At 35.0% G+C, this 26,547-nt stretch carries 25 protein-coding genes and 1 tRNA gene; 15 read left to right on the top strand and 11 right to left on the bottom strand.

The features are described from left to right. The first annotated feature begins 44 nt into the window (after positions 1-44). Entirely contained in the window at positions 45-623 is a 579-nt protein-coding gene (locus E0Y80_RS08805) for a hypothetical protein (protein ID WP_156307295.1), read from the top strand. Positions 624-695: 72 nt separating this feature from the next. Here E0Y80_RS08805 and E0Y80_RS08800 read toward each other — a convergent pair whose 3' ends face one another. Then, the gene (locus E0Y80_RS08800) at positions 696-1,463 is read right to left on the bottom strand and encodes a hypothetical protein (protein WP_156307294.1); all 768 of its coding nucleotides are present in this window, start codon (positions 1,461-1,463) and stop codon (positions 696-698) included. 270 nt (positions 1,464-1,733) lie between these two features. Between E0Y80_RS08800 and E0Y80_RS08795 the strand changes: the two genes are divergently transcribed. The 4 genes from E0Y80_RS08795 to E0Y80_RS08780 all read left to right on the top strand — a co-directional run bounded on the left by E0Y80_RS08795 (position 1,734) and on the right by E0Y80_RS08780 (position 4,560). Further along, complete coding sequence (locus E0Y80_RS08795) at positions 1,734-2,231, top strand: DUF1990 family protein (RefSeq protein WP_156307293.1); 498 nt, start codon at positions 1,734-1,736, stop codon at positions 2,229-2,231. A gap of 146 nt (positions 2,232-2,377) precedes the next feature. Continuing rightward, the gene (locus E0Y80_RS08790; RefSeq protein WP_156307292.1) at positions 2,378-3,253 is read left to right on the top strand and encodes an ATP-binding cassette domain-containing protein; all 876 of its coding nucleotides are present in this window, start codon (positions 2,378-2,380) and stop codon (positions 3,251-3,253) included. Further along, complete coding sequence (locus E0Y80_RS08785) at positions 3,243-3,962, top strand: ABC transporter permease (RefSeq protein WP_156307291.1); 720 nt, start codon at positions 3,243-3,245, stop codon at positions 3,960-3,962. Before E0Y80_RS08790 ends, E0Y80_RS08785 begins: the two co-directional genes overlap by 11 nt. Before the next feature lie 178 nt (positions 3,963-4,140). After that, positions 4,141-4,560, top strand: coding sequence for a hypothetical protein (locus tag E0Y80_RS08780; protein WP_156307290.1), 420 nt, complete (start codon positions 4,141-4,143; stop codon positions 4,558-4,560). Positions 4,561-4,675: 115 nt separating this feature from the next. On the opposite strand, the gene E0Y80_RS08775 is transcribed toward E0Y80_RS08780, so the two are convergent. The 5 genes from E0Y80_RS08775 to E0Y80_RS08755 form a co-directional block, all read right to left on the bottom strand. Next, on the bottom strand, positions 4,676-5,035 hold the full coding sequence (locus tag E0Y80_RS08775) for a VOC family protein (protein ID WP_156307289.1): 360 nt from the start codon (positions 5,033-5,035) through the stop codon (positions 4,676-4,678). Positions 5,036-5,345: 310 nt separating this feature from the next. After that, positions 5,346-6,923: a RagB/SusD family nutrient uptake outer membrane protein gene (locus E0Y80_RS08770; RefSeq protein WP_156307288.1), complete on the bottom strand. Its 1,578-nt coding sequence runs from the start codon at positions 6,921-6,923 to the stop codon at positions 5,346-5,348. A gap of 13 nt (positions 6,924-6,936) precedes the next feature. Beyond that, positions 6,937-10,017 carry a SusC/RagA family TonB-linked outer membrane protein gene (locus E0Y80_RS08765; protein WP_156307287.1) on the bottom strand — a complete coding sequence of 1,027 codons (3,081 nt, stop codon included), beginning with the start codon at positions 10,015-10,017 and terminating at the stop codon, positions 6,937-6,939. Positions 10,018-10,053: 36 nt separating this feature from the next. Then, positions 10,054-11,127, bottom strand: a complete 1,074-nt coding sequence (locus E0Y80_RS08760; RefSeq protein WP_156307286.1) for a FecR family protein — start codon at positions 11,125-11,127, stop codon at positions 10,054-10,056. A gap of 80 nt (positions 11,128-11,207) precedes the next feature. Further along, on the bottom strand, positions 11,208-11,834 hold the full coding sequence (locus E0Y80_RS08755; protein WP_156307285.1) for an RNA polymerase sigma factor: 627 nt from the start codon (positions 11,832-11,834) through the stop codon (positions 11,208-11,210). A gap of 538 nt (positions 11,835-12,372) precedes the next feature. On the opposite strand from E0Y80_RS08755, the gene E0Y80_RS08750 reads away from it, so the two are divergent. The 3 genes from E0Y80_RS08750 (at position 12,373) to E0Y80_RS08735 (ending at position 16,967) form a co-directional block, all read left to right on the top strand. Further along, positions 12,373-14,772 carry an ABC transporter permease gene (locus tag E0Y80_RS08750; RefSeq protein ID WP_156307284.1) on the top strand — a complete coding sequence of 800 codons (2,400 nt, stop codon included), beginning with the start codon at positions 12,373-12,375 and terminating at the stop codon, positions 14,770-14,772. Between the two features lie 112 nt (positions 14,773-14,884). After that, positions 14,885-15,862: a TraB/GumN family protein gene (locus E0Y80_RS08745; protein WP_231596001.1), complete on the top strand. Its 978-nt coding sequence runs from the start codon at positions 14,885-14,887 to the stop codon at positions 15,860-15,862. Positions 15,863-16,175: 313 nt separating this feature from the next. Then, on the top strand, positions 16,176-16,967 hold the full coding sequence (locus E0Y80_RS08735) for a hypothetical protein (protein WP_156307282.1): 792 nt from the start codon (positions 16,176-16,178) through the stop codon (positions 16,965-16,967). A gap of 225 nt (positions 16,968-17,192) precedes the next feature. Here E0Y80_RS08735 and E0Y80_RS08730 read toward each other — a convergent pair whose 3' ends face one another. After that, positions 17,193-18,179, bottom strand: coding sequence for a GlxA family transcriptional regulator (locus tag E0Y80_RS08730; protein WP_156307281.1), 987 nt, complete (start codon positions 18,177-18,179; stop codon positions 17,193-17,195). A 185-nt stretch (positions 18,180-18,364) separates the two neighbouring features. Between E0Y80_RS08730 and E0Y80_RS08725 the strand changes: the two genes are divergently transcribed. From E0Y80_RS08725 to E0Y80_RS08705, 6 genes are all read left to right on the top strand, one after another. Beyond that, positions 18,365-19,282, top strand: a complete 918-nt coding sequence (locus tag E0Y80_RS08725; RefSeq protein WP_156307280.1) for an SRPBCC family protein — start codon at positions 18,365-18,367, stop codon at positions 19,280-19,282. Positions 19,283-19,321: 39 nt separating this feature from the next. After that, positions 19,322-19,897, top strand: a complete 576-nt coding sequence (locus E0Y80_RS08720; RefSeq protein ID WP_156307279.1) for a GNAT family N-acetyltransferase — start codon at positions 19,322-19,324, stop codon at positions 19,895-19,897. A 14-nt stretch (positions 19,898-19,911) separates the two neighbouring features. Further along, positions 19,912-20,658 carry an MFS transporter gene (locus E0Y80_RS08715; RefSeq protein WP_197091524.1) on the top strand — a complete coding sequence of 249 codons (747 nt, stop codon included), beginning with the start codon at positions 19,912-19,914 and terminating at the stop codon, positions 20,656-20,658. 24 nt (positions 20,659-20,682) lie between these two features. Then, positions 20,683-21,054: an MFS transporter gene (locus tag E0Y80_RS20610; RefSeq protein ID WP_197091523.1), complete on the top strand. Its 372-nt coding sequence runs from the start codon at positions 20,683-20,685 to the stop codon at positions 21,052-21,054. Positions 21,055-21,265: 211 nt separating this feature from the next. Beyond that, positions 21,266-21,979 (top strand): AAA family ATPase, encoded by a 714-nt coding sequence (locus tag E0Y80_RS08710; RefSeq protein ID WP_156307278.1) that lies wholly within the window; start codon positions 21,266-21,268, stop codon positions 21,977-21,979. Positions 21,980-22,611: 632 nt separating this feature from the next. Next, positions 22,612-23,043 carry a DUF1801 domain-containing protein gene (locus E0Y80_RS08705; RefSeq protein WP_156307277.1) on the top strand — a complete coding sequence of 144 codons (432 nt, stop codon included), beginning with the start codon at positions 22,612-22,614 and terminating at the stop codon, positions 23,041-23,043. A gap of 296 nt (positions 23,044-23,339) precedes the next feature. Here the strand turns inward: E0Y80_RS08705 and E0Y80_RS08700 are convergent, their stop codons facing one another. The 4 genes from E0Y80_RS08700 to prmC form a co-directional block, all read right to left on the bottom strand. Next, positions 23,340-23,618 (bottom strand): virulence protein, encoded by a 279-nt coding sequence (locus E0Y80_RS08700; RefSeq protein WP_156307276.1) that lies wholly within the window; start codon positions 23,616-23,618, stop codon positions 23,340-23,342. Then, a complete protein-coding gene (locus tag E0Y80_RS08695; RefSeq protein ID WP_156307275.1) occupies positions 23,606-23,800 on the bottom strand; it encodes a transcriptional regulator in 195 nt (64 codons plus the stop codon). Before E0Y80_RS08695 ends, E0Y80_RS08700 begins: the two co-directional genes overlap by 13 nt. A gap of 98 nt (positions 23,801-23,898) precedes the next feature. Further along, positions 23,899-23,971: transfer RNA gene (locus tag E0Y80_RS08690), tRNA-Lys, on the bottom strand. A gap of 562 nt (positions 23,972-24,533) precedes the next feature. Further along, on the bottom strand, positions 24,534-25,391 hold the full coding sequence (gene prmC / locus E0Y80_RS08685; RefSeq protein WP_156307274.1) for a peptide chain release factor N(5)-glutamine methyltransferase: 858 nt from the start codon (positions 25,389-25,391) through the stop codon (positions 24,534-24,536). A gap of 60 nt (positions 25,392-25,451) precedes the next feature. On the opposite strand from prmC, the gene ribD reads away from it, so the two are divergent. Beyond that, complete coding sequence (ribD, locus tag E0Y80_RS08680) at positions 25,452-26,495, top strand: bifunctional diaminohydroxyphosphoribosylaminopyrimidine deaminase/5-amino-6-(5-phosphoribosylamino)uracil reductase RibD (RefSeq protein ID WP_231596000.1); 1,044 nt, start codon at positions 25,452-25,454, stop codon at positions 26,493-26,495. Positions 26,496-26,547: the final 52 nt, after the last annotated feature.

The raw sequence follows: 26,547 nt of genomic DNA, 5'->3' as shown, positions 1-26,547 counted from the left end.
TGCAAATCGAAATTCGTAATTTACTATTTTAGAAATACAATTAAATGATCCTACATCAATATAAAGACTTTACAATTGAGGTTATTGATGAACCGACTTACATAAATGGTTCTGAAGACAATAATTTCAATTTTTCAAAAACCTACTTAGCTGATATTGAAGGACAAACTCCAACTTCGAAACACGGGATAAAAATTTATAGAGAAAACCAAATTATTGAAAGTTGTATAGTCATTGGAACAGGTGCTGCGACAGGTGTTAATCAAAATTCAACTCTTGTAGACAATGACAGATTATTAATCTGTTGTTGCGACTCCGTATTCAGCTTGTCACTCCCTAACCTCGAATTAAATTGGAGAACCCAAGCGGATCTAGCGACTTGTTTTCAAATTTTCCTACATCAATCAGACTACATTGTACATGGTGAACTTCAGATAACTAAACTTGACAAAGACGGAAATAAAAAATGGGAATTTGAAGGAGCTGACATTTTTGTTTCTATTGACAATGAAGAAGTATTTACAATTGAAAGTGACGGAATTTTATTAACTGATTTCGCCAAAACAAAATACAAAATAGATTTTGACGGAAATCTACTCTGGGATACATATCAGCGGACATAAAAACATACTTCACATTTCTATGAAGCATATTCTTGTGATCCATATGAAACAAAACTCGATTTTTTTTAATCATTATTCGTTAAATAACTTCCCATTTTGTACCCATCTATATTTCTTTCCATATTTTTTGTCGTCAGTTATAATACGGAAATTAACTTTTGGTCGGTTCTGAATTAAATAATATGGGATTAACTCTGCAAATTGAGAATTGGAGTAAAATTCAAGTTCATTATCTTTTGTCCAAGTTCCATAAAATATGTAATCTGAATAAGTATCTGCAATGAAGTAGTTACCATATTTAGGAATTTGTTCCCCAAATTTAATTAAAGAAATATGAATGAAATTTAAGTTATCTCTCTCTTTAATATAGCGAAATACGACAAGTTCATACAATCCATTCGGAGAAACTTCTCGATACTCAACTATTTGTTGAGCTCCTTGATCAATATAGTCTAATGCTGAAACATGAATTAAAATATTATTTATTTCAAGATTTTTGGTTTTGACTTTTAAACCTGCTCTTATGGAGGGTATAATGTCAAATTGGGCTGAAATATTTTTGTTATCAATCCATTTCACTCGGGTGTATTCATTTGCTAATGTGTATTCCCTGAGATTTTTTGTTGTATCAACTGTTTTCAAAATTGCAGTTCCTACATAACCATAGCCAAAGGCACCATGATCTAAACTATAATTTATTAAAACCATCGAACTATCGGGAGAAAACTCACGATAATTTTCAACAAAATCATTGTCAGTAATAAGAACCTCTTCTTTTCTTTCGTATAAATTACACGAAGATAATAGGGCAAATATTAACAAGTGAAATACTTTTCGCACGATCGTTGCTCCAAATTTTTAGGTATAACACTCGAATTTACTTAAAAACCTTCAAGATTCATCCCATATAAAATTAGGGTTTTATAATAAACAAATGTTAATGCTAGGTGGAGACTTAGAAATGTATAAATGAAACAATTTGTATCTTAGATTGCGTAATCAATTGTTATAAAATAGTTTTCCCCAACATTCCAACAAATGAAAGTTTATTTAATAAATCAACATAACAGGCTCCACAAACACCTCGAGAACTTTAAGTCAAAAAGTGTTATGAAATATGATAAAAGTAAACTTGTTGAGAAAATTACAGAAATTAGAATTGAGACAAAAAAATCATTAAACGAGTTGAATCTAGATTTTTTCTTTCATTATAATATTTTTCCTTCTAATATTTTAATTTATGAAACTCAGTGGAATTTAGAGAATAGAACAATGAATATTGGCGATACAATTGTTCAACAAGCCTTTTTGCCCCCAATTAAAAGGCTGTCTCAAAAAGTTATTTTTGCTGTTCGCATTAACCAAATAATTAACGAAGAAGACAAAAAGGGGTTTTCTTATGAAACAATAGAAGGACACGTAGAAAAGGGCATTTCAATATTTACAATTGAGCAAGTAGGTGATGAACTTAAATTTAAGATCCAGACATTTTCTGAGCCCGGAAATTTTTTAACAAAATTATTCGGTCCAATAATTACAGTTCCGTACCAGAGATATTGTACAAAAAAAGCTTTAGCTTTTGTAAGAGATCAGTTAGAAAAGCAATAGAGCCGTATTTATATTGAAATGCAATAAAATTTCAAACATTGGTTCTCTCTAATTGTTAAATTAAAAATTGTGTTATTTAAAATAACTCCTTATATCACAGCAATTATTGCTATAGTTACATTTTCCATTTGGATTAATTTCGTAGTATGATAAAAAATAATTTTCCATTCATATTTAAATTAGAATCAGTATCGTATTTAAGCAATCGAAACGAAATATTAAAGGATATAACTCTTCAAGTAGATCCAAATGAAAAATGGTTTATATTAGGTAATAATGGATCTGGAAAATCTACGCTTCTAGACGTTTTATTAGGCAATTTAAAAGCTTCGGGGAACATTCAAAGAAATTTATCAAACAAGGATAAAATTGGTTTAATGCTAGATGGATATCCTTTTTCAAATATTTTAAGGGTTAAAGAGATTATAAAACTATATCGATTATTATATTCAATTTCAGAAGAAAAAGATCGTTCCATTTATGAAATATTGGAATTAGATGGAATTAAGGATAAGCAAATCGGAAAGTTATCTACCGGAGAAAAAAAGAGAGTTGGCTTATTTACAGCTTTATTTCATTTTCCTGAGTTAATAATTTTGGATGAACCAATGAGTGGCATTGATCCAAATAGTCAATTTAAAATCCATAAGTTAATTTTTGATCTACCTAGAACTGTGCTTATAGCTTCTCATGATTGGGAAGCAGCTAAGAAATTTGCTGATAAAATATTCTTTATTTATAGAGGCAAACAATTATTTTCAAATGGTATTTCTGTTGAAACTCTTTTATCTGATCAATATATTCCGTTTAAGGAAAAACTAGTTATTCAGGAAGGAGAGATTGAGGATTTGTCTGTTGTTTACTCAAAGGTTGAATTATATCTTAAATATGATCAACAAATTATGTTATTCGGATTTAATGAAGACCTTATTTCTTGGCTAAATGAAAATGATATTGTATTTACGCGAACTCAGAAATCATTAAATGATGTATATTATTATCTGATAAAAAATGAAAGTTAAAACATTTCTATATAGCGTTTATTTAGATATTCTTAGTTTTTTTAGGTTAAGGATAGCCGTGTTTTTTTCAATTCTTTTTCCTCTATTATTGTTTATAATTTTTAGTGCCATTTGGTCTGCAGATAATCCAAATTATGTTGGATTTATCTTGCCAGGATTGTTTGTTTTAATGGGAATGAGTGAGGGATTGTTTTCTATTGGACCCGTGATTAAAGAGTACTTTTCTTCTGGCCGTATCAGGTATATGAAATTTATGCCAGTAGATATTTCTTATTTTTTTATTTCTTTTTTATTGGGACGTATGCTATTCTTTATTATTTCCGTCCTTTTACTATTAGTTTTATCCCATTTTATTTACGATTTTAATGTTTGGAAGGAAATGCCACGGTATTTAATCGGTAGCATCAGTAGTTTAGTGATATTTTCTTTATTAGGATTATGCATTTCTTTTTTAAGCAAAAAAGATACTGGCAGAACACTGACCAATATTGTTTATTTTATATTAATGTTTGTCGGCGACATTTTTTATAGCATGACAAATGCTCATCCTATCTTAAAATTTATAAAGGAATTATTGCCGACAACCCAGTTATTGTCTTATATGAGACATGAAAACTTTAGTGTTCTGACATTATTGATATGGTTTATTACCCTTGCAGTTATATTCAGACTATTAATTCACAATTTAAAAATTCCAAGAACCATTTGAGAATATTAAAATTATAAATTGCCGAAATGAGGTTTGCACTGTTTTTAATTATCAGTCTTTTTTATCTTCAAGGTTACTTGTATGCTCAAGAGGATGTGCATTTCCATACTGACAGATCAGCATAGACCATCTCTATCACAAATATCCAAAACTCCGGAGCATTCAAGCAGAATTTCTCGTGAACAACCGTCACAACTATCAGGGAGGCGAGATTCCTATGCACGTTTCAGAAATAGAATATATAAGGATCTACGAAAAATATATTCACAATAAAATGGGCGGAGGAGCGATTATGTTTTACACTTCTGGAGTCGATTCTCGGAATAAAGATATAGGGACTTCCAAGATACGGATAGAAAAGATTCCTGGTTATTCAGGTTTTCTAGATTATTATTTACCCACATACGGAGCTCAAAACAGACCTAAATATGACGATAGACAGACCTTGTTTTGGGAAGCCGATCAAAGTTTAGAAGGTGGAATAAAAAATAACTTCAAATTTTTTAACAATAGTATTTCGAATTCTTATTATATCCATATGAATATGATTTCAGAAGGAGGCTCCTTTATATCTCTATGGAAGAAAGTTATGGAGTAACTCCTGTTTTATGAAAATAAGTTACGCCAGGTCAGTTTTATAATTATCTTTCAACAAGGTTAAGTCCTGAACTCTGATTTTAATAAAAAATTCAAAGATTTTATTCTTCTTTTCTTTATTGTAAGTTGAAAACTGTACCTGCGGGGTCCTGAATCCAATGCATATTTTCCGGCAACTCTTCCAATTCATCGCATGTTTCGACACCCTTAGACAGTAAATAATCGGTAGCTTCAGCCACATTTGGAACGGTGAGTTGTAACCAAGTTTCTGAATGAGTATAGTTATCCACACAGTCTAGCCAAATTATATTATTTCCGAATTTTACTTCGTGTGTTCTGGAGACAGTAGGATTGTCTATGGGCTTTTCCATAACTTCAAGTTTCAGTATATCCCTGTAGAAAGAAATTGTTTTTTCGTATTTACCTTTAGGTATCTTGATAGCAATATTAATTCCTGCTTCGAATTTCTGATTCATATAGTCTTTGTTTTTAGATAAATTAAATCCTTACACATTCTCGTTATATATACAAATATAACCTCTCAACATCTTAAGAATACTTATCATATGGCAAGAAGTTTTCAAATCAATACTTGATTCATGTTGGACAATATTTGTTTATTGGCAAAACCATTTATTATTCAACCCACATATCCGCAGCTCAAATCTGAAAAAGAAAGATAACCTGATTTGAAATCTCGTCCGAAACCTGATGTCCAATAGGTGGTATGCTTAAAAGAAAAGGTTAAGCATTTTTCTTAACCTTTTCTTTAATATTTATCCTCAATTACCAGCCTTCATTTTGTGAAATACCAGAATTGGTAATATCCTGCGGCGGTATTGGCCACACATTATGAATGGACGGATTGAACACTCTGCCAGGCCAAACTTGAATAACCGTAAAAGTTGAGTTAGGATTAGTTTTGTCTGCATGCTGTCTTCCGGTTGCCGGTTTGGAATAAACAGATTTTGCATCTCCCCATCTAACTAAATCACTATGTCTGTCAGTGTATTCTGCAGCAAATTCTGACCTACGTTCTTTTTTCAAATCTGCCAAGGTAGCAGCGGTAATGCTTTTTAATCCTGCGCGGTTTCTAACCTTATTTAGGTCTAAATCACCATTTTTGCCTTGCATGATTAGTGCTTCTGATTTCATAAGCAGTATATCTGCATATCGCACTAATGGAATATTTAAATCAGAAGTTGGATAATCACCATTTGGATTCAAATGCTGATCTTTTGGAAATCTAAATGGCTGCATATACTTTTTGAATTGGAATCCAGTCTGGGAATTCGAAGAATAATATTTTCTTTCTTGCCCAAATAGGGTATAGGTATCACCAAATTCCAGAATAGTTGCTTTTTTGCGCTGATCTCCGGCTTCAAATGAATTGTACAGTTCCAAGGTTGGATGGAAATATCCCCATCCATTATATAATCCATAACCTGTATTTTCAAAAAGCACAGCTGGTAAAATACTGCCATAGACTTTATTGCTGACCACTGAAAATATATATTCCGATGAATAATTATTCTCAACATAAAACACACTAGCAAAATCTGTTTCAGGTTTTCCAGTATTTAATAGCTTCCTGTTAGATCCAGAATTCGTTACCATATCACAATATTTAACGACCTGTTCCCATTTAGTTTTATCATAACGGGCCCATTGTACGTTTGTTTTTGCCAGGTAAGCAAATGCTGCGTCTTTGTTCGCACGCCCCAGGTCAGTTGCACTATAAGTGGTCATTAATGGAAGCATTTCAGCAGCTTTCAACAAATCCGCTTCGATCTGTTTGAAATTTTCTTGAACATTTGCAGGGCGTTTGAATTTACTTTCATTCATATTTTGTTCTGTCACGATCGGAACTCCCGCTCGCTGATCCCCATAATATTGAGATAGATAGAAATAAGAATAAGCGCGCATAAAATAAGCCTCACCGAGCACTTGCTTTTTCACATCATCAGCGATTTGCATTCCAGGGACATTAGCAATAATGCTGTTTGCTCTTTGGATTATAGCATAGAATTTTTTGTACATGCTGTTGATACGGCTTTCGTTTCCGGTTGCTGTAAAATTCCTAACAGCTGCAGAATTTGCGTCTGTTCTACCTGTAACCATATCATCAGATGCATTGACAAACCAAAACAAGCCTCTACCGAACATATTGTCATCGTTAAAATGTTCGTATAGGCCATTTGATGCAAAGATGGCATCTGATTCTGTTTTCCAATAATTGGCAACCGTTGTTGAACCTTGTGGAGTAAGGTCGGTAAAACTCTTACTACATGATTGTATTCCTACTGCTAGACCAAGGAAGGCCACTGGAACATAGATATATTTTTTTATGAATTGATTTTTCATGATTGATACTTGATTAGAAATTGACATTTATACCAATGGAATACGTTTTGGCAACTGGGTAATTTGCAACGTCCAAGCCGATTCTTCCTACCTCAGGATCAATACCCGAATATTTAGTTGCTGTAAACAGGTTCTCTGCTGATAGATAGATTCGTGACGATAGATTACCTACGAAATTTGGCAATGAATACCCTAAGGTTATGTTTTTTATCCTAAAGAAATCTCCATTTTCTAAATACCAATCAGAGATAGTTCCAAAATTGCCATTAGGGTCTTGATTTGATAACCTTGGAATATCTGTATTCCTGTTTTCTTCAGACCAAGCATTCAATACACGACTGTCTAAATTATATCCTTGAAGACCTGCGTTATAAGCTGAGAATTTATATCCATTGAAAATTTTTGATCCAGATACTCCGTATGTTAGCACATTCAGATCAAATTTTTTGTAATTCATGTTCAATGAAAATCCATAGGTAAACTTAGGAACTGCACTACCCATATACTGACGGTCATCGTCGTTTATTTTTCCGTCACCATTCACATCTATAAATTTAAGATCTCCGGGTTTTGCATTTTTCTGTATCAGTTCTCCATTGACAGCATGAGCATTTATTTCTTCTTGAGATTGAAAAATACCTGCTGATTTAATTAAATTATAAGAATATAGAGGTTGACCTTTTGTTGAACGATAAGGTAATAATGTTCCTCTGACATGATCACCATGCAATATCGATGAGTTATAATAATCATCAATATTTAGAACTTTATTATCATTGATACCAAGATTTCCTTGTACATTGAAATTGACATCGCCTACTTGATCTTGGTATTTCAACGTTGCCTCAAAACCTTGATTCAGAACATCACCTACGTTTGAAGGTGCAACAGCAGTCATACCAATATGTGGGTCTGGTTGATTTGCCAAGATCATCCCCAGGGTCTTCTTCCGATAGAAATCAGCGGTTAATGTAAGTTTATTGGCAATTGTCATGTCCAACCCAATATCAAAAGATTCAGATCTTTCCCAGATAAGGTTAGGGTTAGGTTGTGTAGTCAATGCAAAATGCCTTACCAAGGCACCTTCGCTACCTAATGGAGTAACCATCCCTGTATTTAATGGTAGATTAAAAGCGTATGGATCAACGGACTGTATATTTCCAATCTGTCCCCAGGAAGCACGAATCTTCAGGTCATTTACAAGACTGATATTAAAGAATGGCTCAGATGATATTTTCCATGCTGCAGAAACTGAAGGAAAAACATCAGAACGATTGTTCGCTGATAAACGAGAAGTTCTATCCTGACGAATACTTGCAGAAAGGAAATATCGATTATCATAATTATAGTTTGCACGTCCAATAGCGGATGTTAAAGCATCTTCATAAACACTGCTTGTAGGCAATTTTGGAATTGAAGAAGCATTTCCAATATATTGATACCACTCATCTTCTCTTTCAAAGCCCATTCCTTGTACATAATAATAATCATATCTGGTATGCTGTGCAGAATATACTGCTACTAAATCCAGATTATGAGCTCCAAATTGTTTAGTATAGTTCAATTGCTGATCCCAAATCCAGCGGTTTTCATTAGCTTCAGAATGTGTCAAATAGTTATTTCCGTTGGCGCGACCAATTTCCGGGATTTTAGGATCGAACCGTTTGTAAGAATCTCTATCTAGATTTACTCCGAAGTTTGACTTAAAGGAAAGACCGTCAAGGATGTCCACTTTGATAAAGGCATTACCATTGATATTCAACTGAGGATTGTGCACTCTAGGCCTTAACAATAAAGCAACCGGATTGTAAGTATCACCATAAGTTCCTGAAAATCCTGAAAGATTGAAAGGAACTGTTCCATGAAACAATCCATTTTCATCATATACCGGAGCAGCAGGGTTCATATAAATTGCATTGATGATTGAACCACTATAGGAACTTTCTGTATTTGTACCAAGAGTGCTGAGATGGTTTAAATAGAAATTTTGACCTACTGTCAGTCTATCAAAAAATTCAAACTCTGATTTCAGTCTATAGCTAAACCTTTTATATCCAGTATTTAACAGCAATCCTTCTTTATCATGGTACCCGAATGAAGAACTATATTTTGATTTTTCAGATCCACCAGAAACCTGAACATTGCTATTCAGTATATTTCCTGTTTGAAATATTTCGTCAATCCAGTTTGTACGTGTTTCTTGTCCCCAAGGGTTCAATGCGGCGTCGTGTCCTGGCTTACCTGCAATGCCATCATTTTTAGCGGCAGTATTATATACATTTGAATATTGCACTGCATTTAAAGCAGTTGGTAGATTGCTTGCCGTCTGCCATCCACGATAAACATCTGCCTGAACACGTGGTGCGCCTGATTTACCGCTTTTTGTTGTAATTACGATAACCCCTGAAGCTGCTTGAGCTCCATAAATTGCCGCAGATGCTGCATCTTTAAGGATGCTTACACTTTCTATATCATTTGGATTTATTGGTCCACCATAATAGGGCATTCCATCTACCACGTATAATGGAGATTCCGCATTCAAGGTTCCCATTCCCCTGATCATCACACTCGGCATTTTGGAAGGATCACCCCCTGATGACATCACGGTAATACCCGCAACATTACCTTGAAGCATTTCAGAAACATTCGTTAATGGCCTAGCCACCTGTTCGTCAACATTATTTAAACTTGATACAGCCGTTGTTAAATCACCTTTTTTCTGTTGTCCATATCCGATGACCACCACCTCGTCCAAATCAGAAGTTTGCTCCTCCAATCTGACCAGCATTGATTTGGTTTCAGGTTGGCTTGATGTTTTTATATCAGTTTCATAATTGTTATAACCCAACATTTTTACTCTGAGTTTATAACTTGATGAATTCTGAAGCCCTGACAATTCAAATATTCCATTTGAATTTGAAGAAGTTTGAGCTATAATTTGCCCTGTAGAATTAATTAATTCAACCGTTGCTCCTGGGAGGGCCTTTCCTTCCGTTCCGACCACCGTCCCTTTGAGGTTACTTGCAGTTTGAGCTACAACTGTCGATACGACAAAAATTGCCATACCCGTTAAAAGTAACCGTAGCATTTTCATGATACTCTTCATTTTGCGTTAATAATTTGTGATTAGTTAATTGTTATTTTGTCCTGTTTTTTGATTCTGAATAATGATTTTTTCATCTAAATGTTGAAATGATAATTCATTCATCAGGCAAATAATATTCAATATTTCATCGATTGATTCCGTCTTTGAAAATTCGCCTGTAAATGTCCTTCCGCTATTATTTTCTACTGTAAATTCTATTTTAACTCCTTTTAACTGTTCTAGTCTAGAGAAGACATCCTCCAACTTCAAATCAGTAAATGTTATTTTATCTTCTTCTGGATGAGGGGTTAAGTTCTTTGGTTTAAGGATATCTCTTTCTTTTTCCAGCTGTTTTTTAACAGGTATTAATTTTATCTCATCATTTTCAATTTCGACTTTTTCGCCAGCAAGCAGATAGATAGGATTGGTCATTGGGGTTTTTAGATCCTTTGCATTGACCATAACTTTCCCCTCCAAAAGATTAATGGAGATTTTTTTATTTGGATAGGACTCAACAATAAATGTTGTTCCCAGCGCTGTGGTAGTATACCCTTGTGAAATGACCACAAAAGGAAGCTTCTGGTCATGTGCGACCCTGAATTTCACCATACCATGCATCTCGATATTACGATCGGATTTTCCAAATTGTGGACCGTAAGCAATCTGGCTGTTTGGGGAAATTTCGATTTCGGATTGGTCGGGTAGGGTAGCAATCTGAATGATATCCTTGTTATTTATTAGGATCGTACTATCATTCTGAGCTAAAACTGCATTGCTGGAATTTCTGCTATTTATCTGTTGTAGAATAACAAAGCTGCTGATTGCACAAATTATAAAAATACTTGCTGCAACCGCCCATTTGTTGGAAACAAGCTTTCTAAATTTTCCAGGTTTTTCTTGTATTAGAGTTTTCTCGAAAACATTTTGAAGAATATCATGATAGAATTCTTCGGAGAAATTGTGTTCGGAATTTTCAATTCTCGCATCGAATTCTTTTTTCAGTTCGTTGAATAAAAGTTCATGGTCATTCTGAAGTTTTGACAATAACTCTTTTTGCTCCTCAACTGTGAGTTTTCCTTTCCAGAAAAGTTCAATCTTTTGTTTTATTTCCTCCTTCATCAATTATAAATACAGCGAAGTAGGAAAAAGGGGATGGAATAAGGTGTTAAGAAATTATTAATTAATTTTAAACTTAATTATTACTTCAAGAATGCGCTTGATAGGATGATGAGAATATATTTTGCAATTTGTTCTGGGTAACGGTTTAGAATATATTTTCGAATAGCTTGGTTTGCCTGCTTCAAATAGTCATTTACAGATTGTAAGCTTATACCCATTGCCAAAGCAACTTCTTCTTTAGATCGGCCTTCAAAGCGGCAGAGTTTAAAGACTTCTTTTTTACGGGCTGGTAAATAACTAACAGCTTCGTCCAAAACCTTAAGTTGCACCTGGTATTGAACTTCAAAGTCTGTCGTTTCAGTTTCATCTACAAACTCTTTATTTAACTCCTCCAAATAGGAAATGGAGCCTTTTAGATTGTTTTTTAGAGCATTTAAGGATTTGTTATAGCTTACAACAAATAACCATCCTCCAACCGACTTTTCCGTACAGATTTTGTGCCTGTTTTGCCATAGTGCAACAAATACATCTTGAAGGATTTCTGCTGATGAATGAGGACACTTAATTAACTTCAATATATTTGCATGTACCGTTCTATTATAATGATTGTACAACAAATTAAAAGAGGATATATCACCATTAACCATGCCTTGGATCGCTTCCAATTCGTTAAATTCAATAGAATTACCCCCTTGATTTATCATCATGATTTTTATTCGATATTAGCGCGACAAAACTAAGGTTTTGCTTAAGTTAATTGATCAATAATAATATTAACAAATTGTAAAATTTTGTTCAAGAAAAACTATATGTTGAAAATTAAAAACAAGTAGGTTTAAATAGTAGGGAATGGTTGCTACATAGATATTAAAATTCCATTCTGAACCAAAATCCTGATTTAATAATTCCATTAGTTTAATTTTTTTAATATCGATGTAATATTTTACAACAGCTGTTCACTTACGAACAAAATATGTTCGTAAGTGAACACTTTGTGCCTCATATTGATGTATAAATTATTGACTAATAATGTTTTATGGAAGTGGCAGAATGATTGTCAAAAATATTTGAGATAAATTTATCTTTAACCGTTATGAACAAAAACTATTTTAAACAATATTTTAAAATCTTTAATTCTGACAGCATCGTATCTATTACTATTCAGTTTTTGGAATTTAGAAACTTGTTATAAGACCTGCAATAAAAAATAATTGCATTTAAAAATTAACTCAGAAAATTTTTAATATGAAAAAGCTAACTCAAATAATTAGGCATCTTTGGCGAAATAGACTGTTTACCAGCTTAAATATAGCTGGATTAGCAGTTGGAATTTCAATATGTTGGGTTATTTTTCGACTGGTGAATTATGAATTCAGTTTTGATAGGGATCTTCCGGAAAGGGAGCAAATATATAGAGTTGCAATAAATTTTTCTTCTGATGGAAATGATACTTCTCTTGATTATATTCCATTAGGTTTACCACCATTTATACAGGATTACGTATCAAACAGTGAATTAACTGTTCCGATCTATGGCAAGTATATAACAGAGGCAATTATTGGTCATGAAAATGGAGAGACCTCAATCCATGAGGAGCCATCAAATGTGGTTTCAGTAAACAAAAATTATTTTGAGCTAATAAATTATAATTGGCTAGCAGGGAATAAATATAAAATTTTTAGTAATCCTTTTGATCTTATTTTAACATCAGCAAGGGCAAAATTGTACTTTCCGGAATTAAAAACTGAAGAGATCATAGGGAAGTCTGTAATGTATGATACAGTTCAATATACTGTCTCCGGAATTGTAGATGATCTTAACATAGCAAGCAATTTTTCAGGAAAAGAGTTCATTAAAATTAGTAAGAGTGAATGGAGCGATTCAAATTTTTTAGGAGGATCTTCTCAAAATCAACTTTATGTTAAAGTCAGTTCAGAAAAAAACAAGTTAAACCTTCTAAAAATTATCAATAATAAATTAGCATCCGAAAATGCTAGAGTAGGTTATACTAAAAAATCAAAATTTATTTTTGTTCCTCTATCGGATGTTCATTTCTCCACTTTTATGGAAAATTCTGTAGATAAAAAGACTATTTATGGAATAGTTGGCATTGGATTTTTTTTGTTAGCCTTATCTGTAATCAATTTTATAAATATTTCAACCTCACAAATTCCCGAGAGAGCAAAAAATATTGGGATACGAAAAACCATGGGAGAAAGTCCGAGGCATTTAGCATTTAGTTTTGCATTAGAAACCATAATTATTTGTTTAGCTGCTTTCTTTTTAGCATATTTTCTAAAAGATTTAATTTTTTTCCAAATTCAAGAGTACATTCCTGAAAATTTCCATTTTGTAAAGGATACAAAAGAAGTTGTTTTATTTCTTTTTATTTTACTTATTGTACTTGTCATCATTACAAGTATCTATCCGATATATCTATCGAATAAGGTCCAAGTAGTAGAAGTATTAAAACATAAATCCATCACCCATATTAAATTTGGAAATTTATCATTTAAAAAATTATTGATAGTCTTGCAATTTGTTGTTGCCCAATTTTTTGTCATCGCATCTTTACTTATTGGATTACAGTTGAAATTTATGATGAATAAAGACTTAGGATTTGAACATAATGCTATTGTAAACATACCGCTCCCAAATACAATCCGATCTGGATTAAATAAAGATCCTAATGTATTCGTTAATTCCTTGAAATCAGATGCTAAAATTCAGGATGTTGCATTGGGCAGAATGCCATTAAGCAAATATTATTCAGCATTAGATTTAAAGATTGATGATGTGACAAAAATTCAAACAAATCGGAAGATTGTAGGTGAAAGATATGGAAGATTATTTAATCTGAAATTACTAGCCGGTCGAGATTTATTAATTAAAGACTCAATAAGTGGTATTGCAATTACAAGGCGAACATCAGAATTACTTGGTTTCAATAATCCGACCTCAGCTATTGGTAAAATAATACAAACCAATGAAAGTAAAATTGAGTCAAGAGAAATTGTTGGAGTATACAACGATTTCAATAGTAATTCTTTGCATTCAGAAATAAAGCCAGTTACGTTTACAACAGAATACAATCACCCATCACTTTATTATATGAACATTAAACTTTCTCAAAATACTAAGGACTGGACTGAAGCTTTATTATTCATTGAAAAAGAATGGAAAGCATATTATAAGGATGACTCTTTTAGTCTTCAATTTTATGAGGATAACATTAAAAAGCTTTATGAAAACGATAGAAAGTTTGCTAAAATCATTAATTCATCAGCAATAATTACGATATTTTTAAGTTGCCTCGGCTTAATTGGTTTGATTACGATTACGACTTCACAAAGGACCAAAGAAATTGGAATTAGAAAAGTCTTGGGTAGTACTATCAACGGAATTATTCGATTGCTCTCCATGGATTACATTCTATTAATTGTAGTTTCAATTCTTATTGCAACTCCAATTGCATGGTGGTTTATTAACCACTGGCTATCTGATTTTTCATATAAAATAACAGTAAGCTGGTGGATGTTTACTATTCCAGCATTCGGAACTTTATCAATTGCATTTTTAACCATGTTCTACCATACCTTGAACGCTGCAAAAGCCAATCCAGTAGAAAGCCTTAGAGATGAGTAAAGAATTCCACGATATTTATTCCAAATATAGTATGAAAAAAATATTTAGATTCTTCAAGTTTACTCTACTAGCCATACTTAGAATAATTTTGCTTCTTATTTTCTATTTTTTTGTGAGTAACCGGATTTTTATAGGGGGTCAGGATCAAAAATTCACAGATTACCTTAAAACTAATCAGGAACAGATTTCTGACAATATTGACGGGATGTTATTTGATGAAAAATTTTATAATTCGCAGATCTTCCTTTATGGGGAAGTGCATGGATTTGCTGATAACCAAAAAATGGATGCGATTTTTCTCAAATTTTTGAATAAAAAAGAGGGGGTAAGATATTATGTGGCTGAAATGGACAGTACCAATTCAGATAAGCTCAACCGTTTTCTACTTGGAAGTACTAAAGATCAGAATTTACTCACAGAAGTTGTGACAGCAGTCAGAAAACGGATTCCGCAGCAATCCAGCATCGAATTACTAGAAAAATGGAATGCTGTTTATGATTATAATCAAACTCTGGCGGATTCGCTTAAGATATCCGTCCTCGGCGTGGATACGGATTTCGACAATAATTCACCTAAGGTTTCCAGGGATTCGGCAATGATGGTGAATTTTACCAATTCGCTGAAAAAACTGAACATTGAAAATGAAAAGTTTTATGGACTGTTTGGGTTTTACCATGTACTCCAACGAGGAACAAATGGAGGCAAAAAACCTTTTGCTGAGCGTCTTAAGAATTCAGGCTTTAAGGTGTCAAGCATAGTCTGTTACACTCTTGACAGCGAAATGTACCTTCCTAAAAATCCGCAATTCCCAACGCCAGCTGACCAGAAAATAAACATCATCAATGCAGATGGGCCGTTTATGTTAGTGAAGGGTATCAATGATTTTTCCAAGTTGGTACAACCCAATTCCATAAATTTATTTAAGCTTGATGCTAAAGATTCGCCTTATAGTAAGTCTGACAAGCTGATAACGATTAAGTCCAGAATATTCGGTGAGAGTTTTAATCCGCGGCAGGGAACTTCTACCCTAGATTATTTTCAATACATTGTACTGCTCAAAAATTCCAAGGCACTTACACCATTAATGTAGACAATTGGAAAGCCAATTTTTATATAAAAAACTAATATGCTAGATGTCAATTTCTCTACATTTCCTGAACTTGAAACGGAAAGGTTAAAGCTTAGATGGGCTGATTTAAATGATATAGACCAACTCTATAGCTTACGTTCTGACAAAGAAATAATGTAGTAAGTTGGTTCACTTCAAAGTTTATCAAATCGAAATTTACTCGATTAAATAATTCAAGTTAAGTCGAAAATAAATTTCAATATTCGAAATTCCAGCATTAAACGTTGGCGGTTTTCAATTGTCAAATTGATAATTGTTAACCTTATTTCGGCATATGAAATCTCTCATTTTTTCATTCCTACTCTTCATTTTCTCGACCTACTTGCATGCGCAAAAAATCTCTTTAGAACTTATCGATGTCATAAATAATAATGTCATTACACTTCAGAGAGGAAACTCTAAAATTCTGCTGGATGGAAAAGGAAATCTAGTGAATACACTTCCATTATATGCTGGACAAGCTAGTATAGCTGGTAATAATCGCGTCGAGTATGATCTATCTGGACGCATTAGCCGTATTGGGGACGATCACTTAGACTATGATCTTCGAGGTCGATTATCGCAGATTGGTGACCAAAGAATCATGTACGATTTAAGAGACCGTGTGAGCCAAATCGGAGATCATAGGATAGATTATGACCTTCGGGGAAGAATTACTCAGGTGGGTGATCAAAGAATTGAATATGATCTTAGAAATAGGATTTCTAAGGTTGGTGATCAGGATATCGAATATGATCTTCGCGGACGTGTGGAAAGAATAGGTAATCAGGATGTTGAATATGATCTTCGTGGACGTTTGGAAAGAATAGGTGATCAGGATATTGAATATGATCTACGAGGACGTGTAGAGCGTATAGGCGATCAGCGTATCGAGTATGATCTTCGAGGCAGAGTTGAAAGAATAGGAGATAAGCGTATCGATTATGATCTTCGTGGTAGGGTTATCCAAATCGGGAACACCCGGATAGATTATGATCTAAGAGGACGAATTGACCGTATTGAGAATAGCGAGGAAAATGGAGTCCTTGAACTATATAGGATGGTAGAGGCTTTTAATAAGCGATAGGGGTTTTGCTATCTGCCTGAAAAACAAATTAAGTATTACTGGACCTCAGTGAATAAAGTGGACTTTTTTTTCTGATGGAAAATTCATCCTCCGGTTAATCGATTGATGTCCTGAAGGCAATGGGTAAAACCTTGGTTCATATACCAATTGACACTGAATAGAATTTAGTAAGGAGCCGAATTAGTACCGTGTTGCTGTTATTTCTATTGATTATTTTCTGTGGCTTTAGCTAGTTTCCTTGTTATATTTGTTTTTATACTCCAAAGGTGAAATACCAGTAATTTTCCTGAACACCTCCCGAAACGCTTTTAGGTCCGAATAACCCACTTCATACATAATCTCGCTAACAGTTTTGCGCGTAGTTTCTAGAGATTTTTTGGCAGATTCAATTTTTAACCTTTGCAGGTATTCCACTGGTGTATTACCCGTAGCCCTTATAAAACGACGATCAAAGTTCCTTCTACCGATTGCGAGCTCTTTAGAAAGCTTTTCAACTGATATTTTTTCGCAAAAGTTGCTTTCCATATACGCTTGAGCTTTATGTACGATATCATCCCCATGGGATTTCTGTCCTGAGAAAATCACAAAATCCGATTGCGATTGCCTATCAATCTCAATTTGAAGTACCTTTGAGCAATATATAGCAGTTTCCCGATTATAATACTTTTCGATTAGGTAAATAAGCAGGTTCAAAAATGAAAATCCACCTCCATTTGTATAAATGCCATGCTCATCGGTGATTAGTTTTTCCACCTTTAAATGCACCTTAGGAAATAACTTTCTAAAGTGCTCAACAGAATCCCAATGAATAGAACAACTCCTGCCATTTAGTAATTCCGTTGCCGCTAAAAGATAGGCACCGGTACACATGCTGGCGATTTCTGCACCCACTTTATATTGTCCTCGAATCCAATCAGCCAATAACTTATTTTGTTGCTTAGCCATTTTAAACTCACCATTTAATGCCGGAATAATGATAAGGTCAGTTTTATGGACCGACTGAATAGTGAACTGCGGTCTAATAGTCAGCAAGCCGTTTACAAATTCCGAAGAATTTGATGTTCCGACCAACTCTATTTTAAATACCGATGGCTTCCCTAGCTTGTTAAAGTAACTATTCGCTTCACTAAAAGCATGGTAGGCTCCAATAATACAGGACACAGTATTTGGTCCTGTCTGAACATCGGGTATTAATAGGGTTAGATGTTTCATATATTCCGTTTTTAGTATTCAGGTTCGAAATAAAATTGCCTCTAATTGTAAAGTTAGTTTTATTAGTTGTCTAAATCAACCTAGCGTAAAGTCTATTTTGCACCCTGTTAAGTATATTATCTGTCTGTATCTTTGATATAATAAATGGTTAGATACCCAATATTTATCGAATAAAAGGATGAATTATGAGACAGCAAGATTTCACAACAAAGATTATAGTGAGGGCTACAGCACAACAGGTTTTTGATGCCATCAATAATGTTCGAGGCTGGTGGTCAGAAAACATTCAAGGCGATACAACCAAGTCCGGTAGTGTATTTATCTATCGTGATAAATATCTTACCACAAAAATTAGGATTACCGAACTCAACCAACAGAGAATTGAGTGGCTGATTCTAGAGGCAACCAATCATTATTTTGAAAATAAAACAGAATGGAAAGGGACTAAGATTATTTTTGATATATCTGAAAATAATAATACCAAGCTGGTTTTTACGCACCAGGGACTGGTACCTGCCCAGGAATGTTATGAAGTTTGTGGTAATGCTTGGACCCATTATATACAAGACAGTTTGAAGAGCCTTATTGTTACCGGGAATGGAAATCCCACAGCAAAGGATAAAGAGGATCCTTTAACTACAATGCCATCAGTTACTCCAGAAGATAGATATGACTATCCGGCTATTCATCATCGGTTACTTATTAATCAGTCCGTTGAAAAAGTATATGAAGCCATTACCACACAAGAAGGCCTTTCAGGCTGGTGGACACCAAATACTGTGGCAAGGCACGAAGTAGGAAGCGTGCTGAAGTTCACTTTCGAACCCGAATATACAAAGGAAATGCAGGTGGAAGCCTTGCATCCATATAGGCTAGTAAAGTGGCGTTGCCTGAAAGCTTACGAAGATTGGATCGGTACCAGCCTGATTTTTGAACTGGAACCTCATGTTAAAGGAACCGTCTTGATTTTTCATCACCAAGGATGGAAAAATTATAATGATCATGTCGCGTCCTGCAGTTTTGATTGGGCACTATTCCTTCGCAGCATGAGGTTATTGTGTGAAACAGGGAAGGGGACCCCATATCCAAGGTATAAACAATAAAAAAACGTCTGTATAGGCAGGCGATAATAAATAAAAAAAATGAACATAAGAATTGTCCAACATAAGGATGAAGCGCGAGCTATAAGCGCTTTGACTCTTGCCTTTAGCATTGATCCCATGATGCGATGGTCACTGCCAAATGCTGAAAAATATCTGGAAATTTTTTCTTCCATCGGAATGGCATTTGGTGGAAATGCATTCGAAAAGGGTACTGCTTATATGGCCGAAAGCTTCGCCGGTATTGCCCTATGGCTACCGCCTGGACTGGGATCTGATGAGGAAGAATTAACTAAGTTGTTTAACGAAAATGTATGCAAGGAGATAAAACAGGATATGACAAATATTTTTCAACAGATGGAGAAATTCCGTCCTTCGGAACCACACTGGTATTTGCCGATGATTGGTGTAGATCCGGCATATCAAAATATGGGAGTGGGTTCTGCACTGATGATTGAAGCATTAAAGATAGTTGACCATGATGGATCAATGGCTTACCTCGAATCATCAAACCCTAAAAATATCTCACTATACGAACGTCATGGTTTTGAAGTTATCGGAGAGATTCAATCGGGTAGCTCTCCCATCTTACGTCCCATGATGAGAAAAGCACGATAATATAATCGATTATTATGAAAATGAAACAGGGAGAATTTATTGCGCTATCGGCTTCAACAATGATGCTGACCGCTTTAGGAATTGATATCATGCTTCCAGCATTCAGTGAATTGAGAAAAGATTTTGGACTTGACCCTAAATCAACGGAAACTGCAAAAATCATCTCCTACTTTTTCCTTGGCCAGATTTCTCAGATTGTCTTTGGAGTGCTCTCTGATCGTTTTGGACGCTTACCTATTCTTCGAATTGGCTTCCCCCTTTATATATTTGGCGGGATTGCTGCAGCTTTTGCCCCATGTTTGTCGTTAATGTTTGCTGCGCGCTTTATAGCCGGGGTAGGAGCTTCAGCGGTTTTTATGACCACTATCGCTGGTGTAAGGGATCGCTTTGCAGGAAATGAAATGGCACGTATCATGTCCCTTATTTTCACCATTTTTCTCTTTACGCCTGTCATTGCTCCATTTTTAGGATCGGCAATTTTGCATATCGCTTCATGGCAAGCTGTATTTTTAGCACCTCCTTTATTTGCTGTAATCGTTTTTTTATGGTCGCTAAGGCTAAAAGAATCTTTGCCAAAGATTAAAAGAATACCCCTGAATTTTTTCAGCATTGGTAAATCGATAGGCTCAGTTCTACGGAATCGAACTTTCCTTCGATATACTGGAATTACTACCCTGCTTTTTACCGCACTCAGTTCTTATGTGTCTAGCTCGGAGCATATCATTGGCGGGATTTATGGCAAACCTTCGTTATTCCCATGAATATTTGGTAGCATGGGTTTCTTTATGGCTTTATCAACTTTTATCAACTCGTACTTAGCAACAAAATATGGAGCTAGACGAACAATAAAATTTTTGCTCATTTTTTATACCCTCATAGCAGCATGCTTGATGTTAGTCTTAATAAGCTTTGGAGATCCTCCATCAATGCTCTTATTTTTCATTTCAGTTACATTGATGATGGCTATTAACCTGAGTATTGAACCTAATAGCAGTGCACTGGCACTTGAACCTTTAGGAAATGTTGCAGGAATGGCTTCCTCAATCTATGGCACGATATTTTTCTCAGTTGGTGCAGCTTTGGGCTCTATAATAAGCAATCTGATGGACAGTGGTGTTAAACCGCTTGTATTGAGCTATTTTGTTATCGGGATCTGAGGGTTGCTTTTAGCTTATAATGAACGAGATCATGCTGATGACCTATAGATGTTTCGGGGAGGTTAATTTGAATTCATTGGCAAATATTATGGAAGGAGTAAGACTGAAGATATATTTATTAGAAATATATACAGAAATTTTTTAAAGGAATCGTTCGATTTATTAAATTTCCAACCACTTCTGTTTCCGTACATTTTAATTAAAATGAAACATGATATATATCAGCAAGATACGAAACAATAGACCATTGGTTGGTCGTACATCATATCCCTATAATATTCCGTCTATTATCAATCTGGAAGAGCTGAAGTTTCGCAAAGAAGTAACTTTTATTATCGGAGAAAACGGATCCGGAAAATCTACCTTAGTGGAAGCTATTGCGATCAATGCAGGTTTCAATCCGGAGGGAGGAAGCCGTAATTTTAATTTTTCCACACAGGATTCCCATTCTGCGTTGTTCGAAGACATCCAGCTGATACGTACCGCAAATCGGAATAAAGACGGTTTTTTTCTGCGTGCCGAAAGTTTTTATAACGTTGCTACGGCAGTAGACGAATATATTGTTCAGGATTCTTACGGAGGCTCTTTGCACGAGCGTTCGCATGGCGAGAGCTTTCTTGCCCTTTTGCATCATCGGCTGAACGGAAAGGGCCTCTATATTTTTGACGAACCGGAATCTGCACTATCTATTATCAGCCAATTGAATATGCTGACCCGTATCCGACAATTAGTGGAAAAGTCTTCCCAATTTATTATCGCGACCCATTCACCTATATTAATGGCTTATCCCGATGCGGACATCTACCAAGTCTCCGCTGAAGGGATTAATCTGGTCGCTTATGAAGATACAGAACAATACAGATTGACCAAATATTTTATGAATAATCGAACAAAGATGCTTTCCGAACTAGGCATAGATCTTTAGGTTTTAAAATTTTCGACAGATGTATAAGGCAGATGAATTCTTTACATAAGTTTATTCTCATATTATTGTTCTCGTTCATGTTCTTGATTCTAGGATATTTTATGATTGAAAAGATTATAAAGAAATAGTACTTCTGATCCAAGAGGCATTATTGGCATTTACCTATAATCAACTAGTTCTTCCAATTTCGTTTCTTTGAATTGTCTAATAAATTTATTCCCTAATTATGAAAAAGATTTTTTTATTTATTTTGGTCATCCTTGTTAATATAGAACATCTTGAGGAACAAGAAACTATTGATACTACTGTATTTAGGCTACTTCATTTTGAAATTATTCCTACTTCAATTGCTATAAGCTTATACAGAAAATAAATGCTGAGGAGAAATTCATTACAGATTTATATTTGAAGCCTGATGAGGGTAAATTATTTGTAATTGATGAGTCATCTAAGGCATTCGTACTTTTTAAGTTCTCCATACATGTGTTATTGGAAATTCGTATATAAGTCCAAGCTTAATACCCCCTACATTTCTTGTCATAAGGAAATTCAAAAACAACTTATTCTTGGTAACTTGAAATTTATTTAGGGAAAGAAATAGTTCACATTTTCTAATGTTAACAAATATAGTTATGCATATAAAAGAGCAAATTGAACAATATATTGGGAGCTTAGAAGGTTTCAAGAGAACTGAAATGCAATCCCTTCATCAACGTATATTAGGAATTCTCCCCGAATGTAAATTATGGTATCTGGATGGTAAGGATGTTAATGGGAAAATTGTTTCGAATCCTCAAATAGGCTATGGTGTGCAGAGAAGTAATCTAACTAGTGCTAAGACCAAAGAACTTTTCCAAATAGGAATTAGTTCAAATTCTTCTGGAATATCTGTCTATATTTTAGGGCTTGAGGATAAATTGTATTTGATTAATACCTTTGGAAAATCAATTGGAAAGGCCATCTTAACCGGATATTGCATTAAGTTTAAAAAACTAAGTGATATAATTATAGAGGTTTTAGACCAGGCCATTGTCTATGGATATAAGAAAACCTCTCAAACCTAGGTTTCTTTATCTGAGAATTCTTTTATGTCGAGAAAAACCCAAACATTCGTTATTATTAGATTAATCAAGAAAACTAAAAGACATTTCTAAGAAATTTAAAAGCTGCAGTATCCTATTTAGTTAAGATGAAAACATTTTTTTGCTAAACTCGAAAAATTGTTTTAGGATTCTATGCATTTAATTCGATCTCACAATAATCTACTAATTACTTACTAAAAAAGAAACTCCTAATAAGTTGCTTTTTCGTGATCCCGCTCGGACAAAACACAAACTATTTATTGGAAGATTTGAGGCGATTAAATTTCTTTAAACATTGGTGTAAAGTCAGACCAATCCTCAATTTTGAATGTTCGAATATCACGAACAGATTTTTTGAACCAATCGATTTTGTTAAGGGCATTCATCGCCATCGTTACGGCAATCAGACTTTTCTCGGTTATATATGTACTGCCTTGTATCCAATAAAAATCATTATCGCCCATTATATTTTTGACTTCAGAATAGGCACTATGGCACTGTTCGCCATAATGCGTTTTCAAATTCGAAATCCCCACATCGAAAGCTATTGCGTACATATTTCGTTGTCCAAAAGTCTAAACATATCTTTTTTTTCAAAGAAAATCTCCCCATCATCAGCTTTTGCGGTAATCACAATTCCCACATAGGGATTTTGTTCAACTTCAGTAACGGTAGCTTCTGTCCAATCTGCTCTTCCCGTAACTTGGGGAGCTATTAAAACTCTATCGCCTGTTTTCATAACAGTTTCATTTTTATCAAAAATACAAAATTTTGAAAAATGGATTCGAATTCCGCGGGCACAAAAAAAGCCTCACATTTCTGTGAAGCTTTTTTTCGTGATCCCGCTGGGATTCGAACCCAGGACCCATACATTAAAAGTGTATTGCTCTACCAGCTGAGCTACGGAATCGTTGTTCTTTTAACAAGAACCCTTCGTTGTTTGAAGTGATGCAAAGGTAGAAAAAACCTCAATACGTGCCAAATCTTTTGAACTTAAATTTGTGTTTAATCAAATAAGTCGCTGTTTTTCAGTTTGAAAAAATGAATAAAATATTCATCGTACACGATAATAATACTCATTTATTCTCATTTTTGAGCTTTTCCTTTTCATGCTGGACCTTAATTTCTCTCTAAACCCTATATATCCTAAAGCATTTTTTCCGAAATCATTAAATTTTTGCAGGATCATTTCAGCTATTTGATTGAGTTAAGCTCGTGTCTTGCTCGTGTTTTGCTCGTGTCTCGTCCGCAGCTCAGCTTGAACTAATCCACAGCTCGTCCGCTTGTGAGCGGACGAGCTGTGGACGATGTCCTCGCAAGGTGCGGACCAGTCTCGACCAAAACACGACTGAAACACGACTGAAACCCAACCAAAACATGGTCACATTAGGTCAAAAACCAGAGATATACCAAAATGGAAAGCCATAAAGAAATCCAGGCTTTTGCCTTTAGATTGTGAAAGGAAGGGAAATTTAAAATTTGGCGCGAATCATCCTGGGAACCGCATTGATGTCGTTGATAATATCCACCTTGGAAAAACCTTTCTTGCTTAGAAGGTCGCTTGTTTCTTGAGAAAGATATTGATTGATTTCAAAGTAGAGAGTTCCATCTTTTTTAAGCTGTTTAAGGGCGAATGAGGAAATATGGTCGTAAAATAGGAGTGGGGCAGCATCTTCCACAAATAACGCGCTGTGTGGCTCGAAATGTATGACATTGCGATGCATATCCTTTTTCTCCTCTCGGGTAATATAGGGTGGATTGCTTACAATAATATCGAAATACTCATTTTCATCAAATACAACATTCCATTCTAAAATATCGAGACAGCGAAAATCAATGGCCGTTTCGTTATTTTTGGCATTTTCCTTTGCTATGGCAATTGCCTCCGCAGAAATATCCACAGCAGATACTCTGGCCTCTTTCAGGTGCTTCTTAAGGCTGATCGCAATACAGCCAGTTCCGGTGCCGATATCTATAATTTTGAGATTTTCCTTGCCCTTGTTTTCTGCAATAATTAGATCTACTAATTCTTCAGTTTCAGGTCGCGGAATCAAGGTGTCTTCGGAAACTATAAAATCCATTCCGTAAAAGGGGGCGTGCCCTAAAATATGTTGTATAGGACGGCCAGTTTGTAATTGTTGTAGGATAGTGTTGAATTGGTTTTCAAGCTCAGACGATAGGGCTTCTTGCAATTTCATTGAAATTTGGACACGGTTTAATCCCAGAATCTTTTCGGCAGTAATTTGAAATAGGCTTAAGACTTCGTCCTGATCATAGATGGATGATAATTCAGCGATAAATTTTTGTCGAATACTGCCAATGTTGTTCATGCAGGTAAAAATAGGAAAAAAACGAAAGGGGAAGATGATTTGATTTTTTACCTTTGGTACATGCACGAACAATTTATGAAGCGATGTTTGGATTTGGCTGTCTTAGGGGCAGGCAAAACCAGTCCGAATCCGATGGTTGGGGCAGTGATTGTCCATGGAGAAGATATTATTGGAGAGGGTTATACATCGCCGTATGGTGGTCCGCATGCCGAGGTAAATGCGGTTCGGTCTGTGGTTGAGCGGTTGGGAGAGGAAAAGGCGAGGGAATTGTTTCAAGAAAGTACGATTTATGTGAGTTTGGAGCCCTGTGCCCATTTTGGAAAGACCCCACCATGTGCAGATATGATCGTGGAAATGGGCTTTCAAAGGGCAGTGATTGCCTGTTTGGATCCCTTTGCTAAAGTTAACGGCTTGGGTTTGAAAAAACTTCAATATGCGGGGATAGAGACCTTGGTTGGAGTTTTGGAGGAGGAGGCCAAGTGGGTTAATAGGAGGTTCTTTACGAAGCTGAAGGAATTCCGGCCGTATGTGATTTTGAAATGGGCAGAAACGGCAGATGGATATTTTGCACCCTTGGAAGGGCAGAGATGGATTAGCAATAATGCCAGCAAGCAGTTGGTGCATAAGTGGCGTTCGGAAGAGGACGCAATTTTGGTAGGAAAAAGAACGGCAGAGATCGACAATCCAAGTCTGACAGTAAGAGATTGGGTTGGTCGCAATCCCAAAAGAATTTTGATCGATAAGCACCTGGAGATTTCAACAGATTCTGCGATTTTCGATGATGCTGCCGAAACGATAGTTTTCAATGCTGTAAAAACCGATTGGCAGGGGAATAGGAAGTATATCGAATTAGAAAATTTTGATCTGTATCTGCCGCAGCAGATCTTATATCAACTCTATCTGATGGATGTGCAGTCTATTCTCGTTGAGGGCGGCAGGAAAACCCTGGATCAATTTATCGAAGCCGGTCTTTGGGATGAAGCAAGGATTTTTACCGGTTCAGAGTCCTGGACGGAGGGAATAGAAGCTCCGAAAGTTATTGGAAAAACCGTTGAAGAAGTTATGGTAGGAAATGATAATTTAAGGATTCTTAAGAAGATTTAATTTATATATATACCTATAAAACAACCAAATTAAACTATTTAATTCTATAAAA

The organism is Sphingobacterium endophyticum (assembly GCF_009733535.1).
GTDB lineage: Bacteria > Bacteroidota > Bacteroidia > Sphingobacteriales > Sphingobacteriaceae > Sphingobacterium > Sphingobacterium endophyticum.
This window is presented reverse-complemented; position numbering and strand designations above follow the sequence as displayed.

Coding starts and splice junctions, on each gene's coding strand:
- E0Y80_RS08805 (WP_156307295.1), top strand. CDS start 45: ATGATCCTACATCAATATAAAGACTTTACAATTGAGGTTATTGATGAA.
- E0Y80_RS08795 (WP_156307293.1), top strand. CDS start 1,734: ATGAAATATGATAAAAGTAAACTTGTTGAGAAAATTACAGAAATTAGA.
- E0Y80_RS08790 (WP_156307292.1), top strand. CDS start 2,378: ATGATAAAAAATAATTTTCCATTCATATTTAAATTAGAATCAGTATCG.
- E0Y80_RS08785 (WP_156307291.1), top strand. CDS start 3,243: ATGAAAGTTAAAACATTTCTATATAGCGTTTATTTAGATATTCTTAGT.
- E0Y80_RS08775 (WP_156307289.1), bottom strand. CDS start 5,035: ATGAATCAGAAATTCGAAGCAGGAATTAATATTGCTATCAAGATACCT.
- E0Y80_RS08770 (WP_156307288.1), bottom strand. CDS start 6,923: ATGAAAAATCAATTCATAAAAAAATATATCTATGTTCCAGTGGCCTTC.
- E0Y80_RS08765 (WP_156307287.1), bottom strand. CDS start 10,017: ATGAAAATGCTACGGTTACTTTTAACGGGTATGGCAATTTTTGTCGTA.
- E0Y80_RS08760 (WP_156307286.1), bottom strand. CDS start 11,127: ATGAAGGAGGAAATAAAACAAAAGATTGAACTTTTCTGGAAAGGAAAA.
- E0Y80_RS08755 (WP_156307285.1), bottom strand. CDS start 11,834: ATGATGATAAATCAAGGGGGTAATTCTATTGAATTTAACGAATTGGAA.
- E0Y80_RS08750 (WP_156307284.1), top strand. CDS start 12,373: ATGAAAAAGCTAACTCAAATAATTAGGCATCTTTGGCGAAATAGACTG.
- E0Y80_RS08735 (WP_156307282.1), top strand. CDS start 16,176: ATGAAATCTCTCATTTTTTCATTCCTACTCTTCATTTTCTCGACCTAC.
- E0Y80_RS08730 (WP_156307281.1), bottom strand. CDS start 18,179: ATGAAACATCTAACCCTATTAATACCCGATGTTCAGACAGGACCAAAT.
- E0Y80_RS08725 (WP_156307280.1), top strand. CDS start 18,365: ATGAGACAGCAAGATTTCACAACAAAGATTATAGTGAGGGCTACAGCA.
- E0Y80_RS08720 (WP_156307279.1), top strand. CDS start 19,322: ATGAACATAAGAATTGTCCAACATAAGGATGAAGCGCGAGCTATAAGC.
- E0Y80_RS08715 (WP_197091524.1), top strand. CDS start 19,912: ATGAAAATGAAACAGGGAGAATTTATTGCGCTATCGGCTTCAACAATG.
- E0Y80_RS20610 (WP_197091523.1), top strand. CDS start 20,683: ATGGCTTTATCAACTTTTATCAACTCGTACTTAGCAACAAAATATGGA.
- E0Y80_RS08710 (WP_156307278.1), top strand. CDS start 21,266: ATGATATATATCAGCAAGATACGAAACAATAGACCATTGGTTGGTCGT.
- E0Y80_RS08705 (WP_156307277.1), top strand. CDS start 22,612: ATGCATATAAAAGAGCAAATTGAACAATATATTGGGAGCTTAGAAGGT.
- E0Y80_RS08700 (WP_156307276.1), bottom strand. CDS start 23,618: ATGTACGCAATAGCTTTCGATGTGGGGATTTCGAATTTGAAAACGCAT.
- E0Y80_RS08695 (WP_156307275.1), bottom strand. CDS start 23,800: ATGAAAACAGGCGATAGAGTTTTAATAGCTCCCCAAGTTACGGGAAGA.
- prmC (WP_156307274.1), bottom strand. CDS start 25,391: ATGAACAACATTGGCAGTATTCGACAAAAATTTATCGCTGAATTATCA.
- ribD (WP_231596000.1), top strand. CDS start 25,452: ATGCACGAACAATTTATGAAGCGATGTTTGGATTTGGCTGTCTTAGGG.